This is a genomic window from Mycobacterium simiae, from assembly GCF_008370645.1.
Classification (GTDB): Bacteria; Actinomycetota; Actinomycetes; order Mycobacteriales; family Mycobacteriaceae; genus Mycobacterium; species Mycobacterium simiae_A.
Window position 1 is genome coordinate 1 of sequence record NZ_VTZN01000168.1, and the last position, 10,226, is coordinate 10,226.

The window sequence follows — 10,226 nt, forward strand, 5'->3', positions numbered from 1 at the left end:
CGCCGATGTGGCTGCAGGTCAGCGCCTACCGCTTTCAGCTCCGGCGGCTGGAGCGCGCGTTGCTGTGCCGGGACTTGCGCAACGTGAACTGGGTGTCGCGAGCGGCTCCGGCGGCTCTGACGGTCGGCTGCGTGCTGGCCACCGTCATGGTGGCCGGATGCGTCGTCGTTGCTTTGCTGCGCCCACAACCAGGACTCGGTGGAGCACAGCTGGTCATGGGACGCGAATCTGGAGCCCTGTATGTGAGGGTGGGTGAGACGTGGCATCCGGTGCTGAACTTGGCCTCGGCGCGATTGATAGCGGCGACGAATGTCAATCCCCGGCTGGTGCGCGATGCCGACCTGCGGGACATCCAACGCGGCCCGCTACTGGGTATTGCGGGCGCACCGCAGCTTATCGGGCGGTCGCTGACGGCCGATGAGGCGACATGGACGATGTGTGATGGCGACCGGTCAGCGGCGACGACGGTGTTGGCCGGACCCGTCGGCGACCCATCCGTTCGTCGTCTGGCGCCAGACGCGACCATGTTGGTCGCGTCTGCACCAGCTTCGCCGACATACCTGCTCTACCAGGGACATCGGGCCGTGGTGGATCTCGGCGACCGGGTGGTTGTGCGGGCTCTCAGGCTCGAGCAACGGGCTCCGCGCCTCGTCTCGCAGTCCTTACTCAACGCTGTCCCAGAAGCGCCGCCGATCACTGTTCCGCGGATCAGCCGCGCAGGCGAGCGGAGTCAGGCCGGCGTGCCTGGCTTTGCCATCGGCACCGTCGTGACCATCACCCGTGCCGACGGCGTCGAGTTCTATGTGGTGCTCAGCGGAGGTGTGCAGCGAATCGGACAGGTCGCGGCGGATCTGTTGCGGCTCAGCGACTCACAGGGCGCCACCGATTTCATCGCGGTGGCACCCGATGTGATTCGCGCGGCTGTCATGGTCAACACCTTGCCGGTCGCCACGTTTCCAGACCGGGTGTCGGCACTTTCGGACGGTAGCGATACCACGTTCTGCCTCACCTGGTCGCTCAGCGGGCCGGGCCGCCCGGACATCGCGTTCCTGGCCGGCCCCCGCCTGCCATTGCCCGCCGGCGCGGCCCCGGTAACGCTGGCACAAGCTGATGGCCGTGGTCCCGCCCTGGACGCGGTGTACCTGCCGCCGGGTCGCAGCGCCTACGTCGCCGTGCACAGCCTTACCGGTGATGGCGCGCAGGCGGGCTCGCGCTACCTGGTCACCGACTCGGGTGTGCGATTCGCGGTTCATGACGATCAGGCTGCGCATCACCTCGGGCTGCCGGCGGCGGTCCCCGCGCCCTGGCCGATATTGGCGGCACTGCCGTCGGGACCTGAATTAAGCAGGGAGAAAGCGTCAGCCGCCCATGACGGTGTCCTGACCGGACCGTCTTAGCCTGGGCGCGAAAGAACTCAAGGTCGCCACCAGAATGACCACGCAGACCACTGTTCCGCCCAACGCCGTGTCGCGGGCGCGATGATTCGGAGGCGCTGGTGCTGCAGGGGCGACAGTTGCCACCGCTCCGGTCTGGGACGTGGTCGTGGGTGCTGGGGAGTCGGTGCTTACTGCGGCCAGGGCATCGACGATCCCGTGGCCGACGACCGGATCCCATCCAGCCGGCGGGTGATGGGCAGTTGACTCGATTCGCTGCATCACCTGCCGCGCGGTCAATGCCGGAAACCGGGCCCGAATCAGCGCGGCCAGGCCGCTGACTACGGGCGCGGCATAACTTGTTCCGGACAGCGTCCCCGAACCCTCTTGTCCAACAACGCCGTTCACGATCCCGTCACCGGTCGGGCTCAGCGATGTCACGTCCTCGCCGGTGGCGGCGACGTCAACCCAGGGTCCGGCGAGACTGAACGACGAGGACACCCCCGCGGTGCTCACCGAAGCAACCGTCAGAACGTAGTCGTCATACCAGGCCGGGCTGACTGCCACGGTAGCGGTGTCGCGGGACACGTCGGGTCGCTGGGCCGGACAGGGGGCCGGTCCGGCGGTGTTCCCGGCCGCGGCCACGATGACGGCATTCTTGACGTCGACCGCGTAGGCCAATGCGGCGCCCAGCGCGCGATCGTCGAGTGTGGTTGCGGCGGGGACGCAGGCAACCGACGAGATGTTGATTACCGACGCGCCGAGATCGGCTGCGGTCCGGACGGCCTGTGCCAGGGTGTTGACGTCGCCGACACCGGAGCCAAAGCCGTCGGCGACTGGGGCGAACTTGGCACTGGACTGGCGGACGCTGATCACGGTGGCGTCGGGGGCTACACCGCTGAATCCATCTTCCTTGGAATCTGCTGCGGCAGCGATGATTCCGGCGACGATGGTGCCGTGGGCGTCGCAGTCTTGGGTGCCGTCGCCGGTGGAGACGTAGTCGCCGCCGGCCACGAGCTGCGGTAATCGTCGGTGCCGCGTGACTCCGGTGTCAAGGACGGCAACCCGCTGGCCCGCACCTCGGGTGAGCTGCCAGACCTGCGGCAAGTCCAGGGCGGCGAGTTGAGCGGGCGGGTCGGATCGCCCGGATGCTGCCGTGGCCGTGGCGCATACCTCACGTTGCACCGTGGGTTGTGGTGGAGCCGGCAGCGCCGGCGTGGGAAGCCACTTCTGGTCTATCGGCGGCGGCGAGACAGCGTGCGCCGATGGAATCGCGCCCACAGAAAGGGGACTCAGTGCGGCGACCGCTAGTAGCCGCACCACACGTGATGTGGTCGAGCTCATCACAGGTCCAGGCCGCGGACAGCGCTGAAGACGCCGGATATCCAGCACACCAACGGCGCCATGGCGGCCAATGCCGTCAACTCCAGCGCGTCGATGCTGCGCTGAGCGATGGGCGAGAGCCCCACTGCGGGGGCAACGAAGCCCAGATACATCGCCGCGGCGGCCAGGACCGCCGTCAGTGTCGCGGTCCACACTTCGTGCAGGCTGAACCCGAGTGCTGTGATCGCGAAAGTAACTGCTGCAGTGGAGGTTCCACCAATGACATACATCGTCCTCCGTCTCCGCTCGGGCGTCGACCGGGCGCGCAGCAACAGCACCATGGCGGTGAGGGCGGCGAGCGCGACACCGCGTTGGCTTGTCACTGCGGCGACACTTGCGCCGAGGCCAGCAGACCACGAGAAAGCGGCGTGCAGGCTGGTCAGCCAGCTGTCGGCCCGCATTGCTCGGGCGGCCAGTAATTCGGCCTTCGGCGATGGTTGCGCATCCTCGCACGCTGCTGCTGGCAACTTTGGTGACAACCCGGCCAATGCAATTGACGTCCGAGCCGACACTTGCAGTAGGCCCACCGACACCAGGGTCGCCGACGCAGCGATGATCGGCAGCGGCGCTGACGTGATCACCGCCGCCAGCGCGGCGATGGCGATGACAATGGCGCAGCATGCCACCGCTGTCAGTGTTACTACACCGCAGCCGGTTACCCGGATCGCCAGGACGGCGGTGATGGCCGCGGCCATGGTGGCGAGCATGAGATGTGGAAGGCCCGGCGCACCGGAAACCGCGAGCAGGCCGGTAACGCCGGCGAACATCGTGGCAATCACGCTCAGCGCGAGCGCAGCGATCGGATCCCGCAATGCTCGCTGGGCAATGCCGGCAACGACTAAGGCGATCGCGGCCGCCGCCGCTGCCACGACTGCCGCCCCGCCGACATGAGCGTTGGTGCCGAACGCGTTTCGAACTAGCAGCACGGCACCGACGCCGGTGAAGCCGCAGGCTGCCAGTGCGCCGGTATGTCTAGTAGCGCGCCGAGGCCAGGGCCGAGTCGCCGCCGTCAACGTTGTCGACACCGCCTCGGCCACGTCGTCGAAGCGGTGGTTCGGCGGCTTGGGACAAGACTGGCAGAGCACCAGCACGGCTCCGTCGCGGATACCGCTTTGCGCCAGCGTCGTTGACGACACGAGGACTTCTCGCCCCACGGTGAACAACCGATAGCGCGCCGGGATGTGGCCGCCCACGATGTCGACGATGGCAGGGATCAGCGTGGCGATGGGTACCGCGGCGGGTAGGGACAGGTCGACGACGGCACTATCGGCATGAACGGTGACGCGTCGCAGTGCCGGATCAGCTGCAGACACAGGGGCCCCTTCCAGATCGGACCTCAGCAGGATAGCCAGCTTTCAATGCGGTCATATCCGCTTGTGCACAGGCGACTTGCGGCCCATTGCGGTGCTGCCTACAGTCCTGCGACTGTGACTACCGAGGTCCTGCTCGCCGCGCCACCGGAAGTGGTGCGCCCGGCAGCCCCGGGCCTGGTCGCGCGGCTGCTTCCGGTCGGTATATCCGCTGCCGCACTGGGTGTCACGGCGTCGGCCTTCCTCGCTGGGGCGCCCGCTACTCGCAACCCGACGTTTTTGACCTTTCCGGTGCTGATGGTGGCCTCGCTCGTGGTCACTGCGGTGACCGGACGTGGCCGTCGTCATGCCGGGATCGACAGCGACCGCCTGGATTATCTCGAATACCTTGCCGGCTTGCGCAGGTCGATTGTTGAAACCGCTGTGGCACAACGTTCGTCACTGAATAGGACACATCCCGATCCGGACCTGCTGTGGAGCTTGGTCGGGGGACCACAGATGTGGGAGCAGCGCGTAGGTGAGATCGAGGTGTGCCGGATCCGAGTCGGGCTGGGAACTGTGCCGCTGGCAACCCGTTTGGTTGCTCCGCAATTGCCACCTGGGCAGCGATCGGATCCGGTCACCGTCGCAGCGCTGCGGTGCTTTCTGCGGGCGTATTCCACGCTTGGTGACGCACCCGTCGTGGTCCCGTTGCGTGGGGGTGCGACCGTCCAGATCGACGGTGAGTCAACCCGGGTACGCGGTCTGCTGCGTGCCATGGTCTGTCAGCTTGCTGTGCTGTACGCGCCGGATCAGGTGATGATCGCCGCGGTGATCAGCGGTCGGCATCGGATGCACTGGGACTGGCTGAAATGGCTGCCGCACAACCAACATCCCAGTGCCGTCGATGCGGTGGGCTCGCTACGGATGGTGTACCCAACGTGGGCGCAGGCGCGTGCTGCGCACAGCGGTGCGAATGTCGCCACTGTAGTGATCGCCGACACCGACGAGCCTGCTGGAAACCCGATCACCGGCGCGATCGTGCTGCAGGTGGGCAGCGCCGGTGACGGTCCCGCTGTGGTGGTCCGCGATGCCCGCGAAACCCACCTGCTGGAGCGCCCCGACCAGATGGATCCCGCCGAGGCGCTGGCATGCGCCCGCCGGCTGGCGGCGTGCCAGGCGCGTGATCGGGTCCGTCATAGCCGCGCCCGCGACTGGGCAAGCTTGATCGGTGCTGGTCACGTCGCAGCCTTGGATCCGGCAGCATTGTGGCGCAATCAAACTCAACGCGATCGGCTCCGCGTTCCAATCGGGACGACAGTCAACAGCGCACCGATGGATCTGGATATCAAGGAGCCCGCTGAACACGGAATGGGGCCGCACGGGCTCTGTGTAGGCGCCACCGGGTCCGGCAAGTCAGAGCTGTTGCGTACCGTTGTGCTGGGCATGATGACACGCCACTCGCCCGCGGAGCTCAACCTGCTGCTGATCGACTTCAAAGGCGGCGCGACGTTTCTTGACTTTGCCGGGTCGCCGCATGTAGCCGCGGTTATCACCAACCTCTGCGAGGAGGCGCCGCTGGTGGATCGGATGCATGAGGCGCTGGCCGGCGAAATGAATCGGCGGCAGCAGCTGCTCCGGAAGGCCGGCAACCTAGTCAGTGTTGCGGCGTATCAGAATGCGCGCCGCGCCGACTCCACATTGGCGGCCCTCCCGACGCTGTTCATCGTCGTCGACGAGTTCTCCGAGCTACTGAGCCAGCATCCTGACTTCGCCGACGCATTCCTCGCGATCGGCCGGCTCGGACGATCGTTGGGTATGCACCTCCTGCTCGCCAGTCAGCGGCTTGACGAGGGCCGAATGCGCGGGCTGGACGCCCACCTGTCCTACCGTATTTGCCTGAAAACCCTGTCCGCCAGCGACTCACGGACTGTCTTGGGGACCCTGGACGGCTATGAGTTGCCGAACACACCCGGCGCAGGCTGGCTGCGGACGGCAGCCGGCGAGCTGATTCGCTTCCAGAGCGCCTTTGTCTCGCAACCACTTTGGGTTTCCGGCCCGGTTGCCGGGTGCAGCACTGCGCCCCAGGAAGTTCGGGTTTTCACCGCGCAACGTTGCGGGCCCGCCGTGCCCACTGTCGAGGCGGGTACGGTGCCCGCACCTAGCGTGCTGCAGCTCGTCTTGGGCAGGCTGGCCGGTCATGGACCGCCCGCACATCGGGTCTGGCTGCCGCCGCTGGAGTCGGCGCCGCCGCTGGACACACTGTTGAGCGACGGCGCGCAGTCTGAGCTGGCGGTGCCGATCGGAATCGTTGATCGGCCGTTCGAGCAGGCCCGCACCGCGCTGATAGTCGACTTGTCCGCGGCCGCGGGCAATGTCGCCGTTGTCGGTGCGCCCCATTCCGGCAAGTCGTCTGCGTTGTGCACATTGATCACCGCGCTGGCGGCCACCCACGACCCGGGCCAGGTGCAGTTCTACTGTTTGGATTTTGGCGGCGGCACCCTGGCCACGGTGCGGGAGCTGCCGCATGTCGGTGCCGTGGCGGGAAGGTCAGAGCCGGAGTTGGTCTGGCGCACGGTCGCCCAACTGGAGTCGACTCTGCGCACCAGAGAATCTTTGTTGCGCGGGCAAGGCCCAGTGTGGGACCGGCGGGCTGACGTGTTTCTCGTCGTCGACGGCTGGGCAGCTTTGCGTCACGAGTTCGACGGGCTGGAGGACTCGATCATCGCACTTGCGGCCCAAGGACTGTCGTTCGGCATGCACGTGGTGGTATCGGCGTCACGCTGGGCCGAGATACGACCGGCGCTCAAGGATCAAATCGGTACCCGCCTCGAGTTGCGCCTAGGCGATCCAGCCGATTCCGAAGTGGACCGCCGTAAGGCGCAGCAGGTACCTCGCGACCGGCCGGGCCGCGGCCTTTCCCTCGACGGTTGGCACATGATGATCGCCCTGCCCACGCTGCGCGGCCTCGACCTGCGTCGCGGTGATGGTGATGCAGCGGCTCCCGCGATACCGCTGCTGCCCGCGCGGGTCGACTACGACAGTGTCCTGCAGCAAGCGGATGCGGAGGATCGGTCGCGCCTGCTCATCGGTATCGATGCGCGCCGGCTACAGCCCGCCGCAGTCGATTTCGGACACCAACCACACCTGCTGGTGCTCGGCGATAACGGGTGCGGAAAGTCGGCGGCGCTACGCATTCTGTGCCGGGAGATCGTCCGGTCCAAGACGCCCATGCAGGCCCAGCTTTTCCTCGCCGACTTCCGGCGGGCCTTGCTGGGCGTCATCGAGACCGAACACCTCGGCGGCTACGCCATGTCGGCGCCGGCCGTCGCTGCCTGGCTGCCGGGTCTGGTCGCACTGCTGCAGTCACGAATGCCCCCCGCGCACGTGAGCCAGACGCAGCTGCGGGCCAGGTCCTGGTGGTCTGGGCCGGAGGTCTACGTTGTGGTCGACGACTACGATCTGGTTGCCACCGCGACGGGCAACCCGCTGCTAGCTCTGCTCGAATATGTGCCGTACGCAGTCGATCTCGGCCTTCACCTGATTGTCGCGCGACGCAGCGCGGGCGCCGCGCGCGCTTTATTCGAACCACTGCTGGCGGGCTTGTATGACTTCGGTTGCATGGCGCTGATGATGAGCGGACGTCCCGAGGAAGGCGTGTTGCTGGGCTCTGGCCGCCCCGGCCCGCTGCCCCCTGGCCGAGGCATTCTCAGCAGCCGGGCAGGTGACGAGCAGCTGGTCCAGGTGGCGTGGAGCCCGCAGCCGTGAGCGGGCACCGCGCGGTGATCGCGGCCGGCCCCAGCGCAATCCGCCGATTGTGTTGTGGCGCAGACTCTGCCGTCGATGATGAGGCGTGCGCGGCGGCCCTGGGCGCGATCGACGACCCGGTGGCGCTGGTGGCTGGGCAACCGGTCGCCGTCGGATCGCTATGGTCGGCGGCACTGCGGACACTGGCACAGGGTCACCACGATGGCATGATCGTCGTCCATCCGTCATGGTGGTCGAGTTCGCGTATCGGTGTGGTCAGCGGGGCGGCCCGGGCTGCGGCCGGCGGTGCCTTCGAGCTACTCCGGCGGTCGTGGCTGCTGACCCGTGCCGCACCGGAAGCCGGGGTCGTCGTCGAGATCGCCGATCGGCTGGTAGTCGTCGTCGCGGATGACGAAGTCGTCGCCGTGCCGCGCCTAGCGGAGGCGCGACATGTTGCCAAGGAAGTGGCCGGTGTGGTGGCCGGCTCGGCCCCAGCTAGCGGCGCGGTGGTAATCGAGGTGCCGAGCGGGGTCGTCGAAGCGCCAGAGCTGGCACTCATGATCGCCGATGCGCTGCGAGCCGGTCAGACCGTAGTGAGCGTCGTAGCGGTCGACGACGATCGACTGGCCCGGCTGGCCAGGGACCTGCCTCCGCAGCCGGCTGCGAATTCGGTGGCGGAGCCTCGATCCCGCGTGGGACTGATGGCGGGGCTCGCGGCCGCCGGCGTGGCGATGACGGTGCTCGTGGTGGCCGGTATAGGCCATCGCGGTGGCAGGGCCGCGCAAGTAGCGCCCACGACGTTTCTGGTGGAGGGCCGGGTGGCGCTCGCGGTTCCGGTGGGCTGGCCCACCCGGCGGGTGGTCGACGGGCCGGGTTCGGCGCGGGTGCAGCTCACATCGCCTGCTGATCGCGAGGTAGCGCTACACGTCACCCAGTCGCCGGTGCCCGGCGAGACGTTGGCCGCGACAGCCGAGCGGTTGCGGCGGGCCATCGACGCTGAGCCTGCCGGGGTGTTCGTCGACTTTAACCCAGCCGGTAGCGCTGCCGGGCGCCCTGCGGTGACCTACCGCGAGGTGCGTGCTGCGCATCACGTGTGGTGGACGGTGCTGGTCGATGGGACGGTGCGGATCAGCGTGGGATGCCAAAGCAGACCAAGCGCCGCGGAAGCCGTTCGTGAGGTATGTGAACGTGCCGTGCAGTCCGCCCACGCGGTCGGCTAAGGGCACGCGGAATTGGGTGGAACCGAACAGCGTCGGCCAAGGTCGTACTAGGTGTCGGCGCGAGGAGAGGAACAGATGAGCTCGAGCACGCTAAGCACCGATTTTGACCTGATGCGCTCGGTCGCAGCCATGACAGACAGCCGCAACGAGGAAATCCGGGCGATGCTGCAGTCCTTCATCGGCCGCATGAGCAGCGTGCCGCCGTCGACCTGGGGTGGGATGGCGGCCGCGAGCTTCCAAGATGCGGTGGGCCGATGGAATGCCGAGTCGACGAGGCTCTATCACGTCTTGCACACCATCGCCGAAACCATCCGGCACAATGCGGCCGTGCTCAGTGAGGCCGGACAAAGCCATGCCCGACAGATCGCCGCCGCCGGCGCAGACTTGTGATCGAGAGGGATTAGCTGTGGAGCCGGTTTTGTCCTATAACTTCGAGGCCATCGAATACGGCGTTCGCCAAGAGATTCACACCACCTCGGCTCGTTTCAACGCCGCGCTCGCGGAGCTGAGATCCCAGATCGCGCCGCTGCAGCAGCTGTGGACTCGTGAAGCGGCGGCCGCCTACCAGCAAGAGCAACTCAGCTGGCACCAGGCCGCCGCCGCGCTCAACCAGATCCTGGTCGATTTGGGCAATGCGGTCCGCGAGGGCACCGATGAGGTGGCGTACGCCGACCGCCGGGCGGCCGGAAGCTGGTCGCGGTAGCGGGCCCTAGCGGCCCTTGAGCCTCTGTGTGGTCCCGGCGGAGGAGAGCCGTCGGGACCACACAGCGCTTCGCAGCGCCTGCGCGACGGCCGCATATTCGCCTGGTCAGCGTTAGCTTGCGGCGGTCGGCCCAGCGATAACCGCTCACCTAGGTATTGGCACCGTCCGCTCTGGGAGATCGTCCCGCTTCATCGTGCCGCGCCGCAGTTCGGCTGTTCGAGCCGCTGACAGGCGTACCAAGGCAGCAGCCGGTACCACCCAAGAATTGATGATCAGCCCGCTGATGCCAGCGGTGAGCGGGGGTTTGCCACCTTTCCGCCATGTCTGCGACCGGCTGCTTGCGCTGGTGCTTGCCGCTGATCGCCGGCTGGCGGTGCGGCGATTATGAAAAGCGTTGCGCGTTAACGTAAGTGGCGTCACGGCTCGTTTGTGTTGTTGATGTGTTGGTGGGCCGGTGTGTGGGTGCGGCGGTTGGGGGGTTGGTGAGTGTCAGTGTTGTGACAGTTGCTGC

Annotated in this window: 7 protein-coding genes; 5 read left to right on the plus strand and 2 right to left on the minus strand. The window is 67.2% G+C overall.

Translation table 11 applies throughout. From position 1 onward, the window contains the following. The first annotated feature begins 5 nt into the window (after positions 1 to 5). Positions 6 to 1,397, plus strand: coding sequence for a type VII secretion protein EccB (eccB, locus tag F0Q45_RS20960; RefSeq protein WP_149655777.1), 1,392 nt, complete (start codon positions 6 to 8; stop codon positions 1,395 to 1,397). On the opposite strand, the gene mycP is transcribed toward eccB, so the two are convergent. Then, positions 1,359 to 2,717 (minus strand): type VII secretion-associated serine protease mycosin, encoded by a 1,359-nt coding sequence (gene mycP / locus F0Q45_RS20965; protein WP_149655771.1) that lies wholly within the window; start codon positions 2,715 to 2,717, stop codon positions 1,359 to 1,361. The two genes, eccB and mycP, sit on opposite strands and share 39 nt — an antisense overlap. Then, positions 2,717 to 4,069 (minus strand): type VII secretion integral membrane protein EccD, encoded by a 1,353-nt coding sequence (gene eccD, locus F0Q45_RS20970; RefSeq protein WP_149655772.1) that lies wholly within the window; start codon positions 4,067 to 4,069, stop codon positions 2,717 to 2,719. Before eccD ends, mycP begins: the two co-directional genes overlap by 1 nt. Before the next feature lie 45 nt (positions 4,070 to 4,114). On the opposite strand from eccD, the gene eccCa reads away from it, so the two are divergent. From eccCa to F0Q45_RS20990, 4 genes are all read left to right on the plus strand, one after another. Next, positions 4,115 to 7,813 carry a type VII secretion protein EccCa gene (gene eccCa / locus F0Q45_RS20975; protein WP_149655773.1) on the plus strand — a complete coding sequence of 1,233 codons (3,699 nt, stop codon included), beginning with the start codon at positions 4,115 to 4,117 and terminating at the stop codon, positions 7,811 to 7,813. Further along, positions 7,810 to 9,012 (plus strand): type VII secretion-associated protein, encoded by a 1,203-nt coding sequence (locus tag F0Q45_RS20980; RefSeq protein ID WP_149655774.1) that lies wholly within the window; start codon positions 7,810 to 7,812, stop codon positions 9,010 to 9,012. Before eccCa ends, F0Q45_RS20980 begins: the two co-directional genes overlap by 4 nt. Before the next feature lie 75 nt (positions 9,013 to 9,087). After that, positions 9,088 to 9,402, plus strand: a complete 315-nt coding sequence (locus F0Q45_RS20985) for a WXG100 family type VII secretion target (protein WP_149655775.1) — start codon at positions 9,088 to 9,090, stop codon at positions 9,400 to 9,402. Next, positions 9,365 to 9,715: a WXG100 family type VII secretion target gene (locus F0Q45_RS20990; protein ID WP_149655776.1), complete on the plus strand. Its 351-nt coding sequence runs from the start codon at positions 9,365 to 9,367 to the stop codon at positions 9,713 to 9,715. The genes F0Q45_RS20985 and F0Q45_RS20990 overlap by 38 nt, the downstream gene beginning before the upstream one ends. Positions 9,716 to 10,226 lie beyond the last annotated feature (511 nt).

Excerpts from the sequence above, each read along its gene's own strand:
- eccB (WP_149655777.1), top strand. The coding sequence starts at position 6 with ATGTGGCTGCAGGTCAGCGCCTACCGCTTTCAGCTCCGGCGGCTGGAG.
- mycP (WP_149655771.1), bottom strand. The coding sequence starts at position 2,717 with ATGAGCTCGACCACATCACGTGTGGTGCGGCTACTAGCGGTCGCCGCA.
- eccCa (WP_149655773.1), top strand. The coding sequence starts at position 4,115 with ATGCGGTCATATCCGCTTGTGCACAGGCGACTTGCGGCCCATTGCGGT.
- F0Q45_RS20985 (WP_149655775.1), top strand. The coding sequence starts at position 9,088 with ATGAGCTCGAGCACGCTAAGCACCGATTTTGACCTGATGCGCTCGGTC.
- F0Q45_RS20990 (WP_149655776.1), top strand. The coding sequence starts at position 9,365 with ATGCCCGACAGATCGCCGCCGCCGGCGCAGACTTGTGATCGAGAGGGA.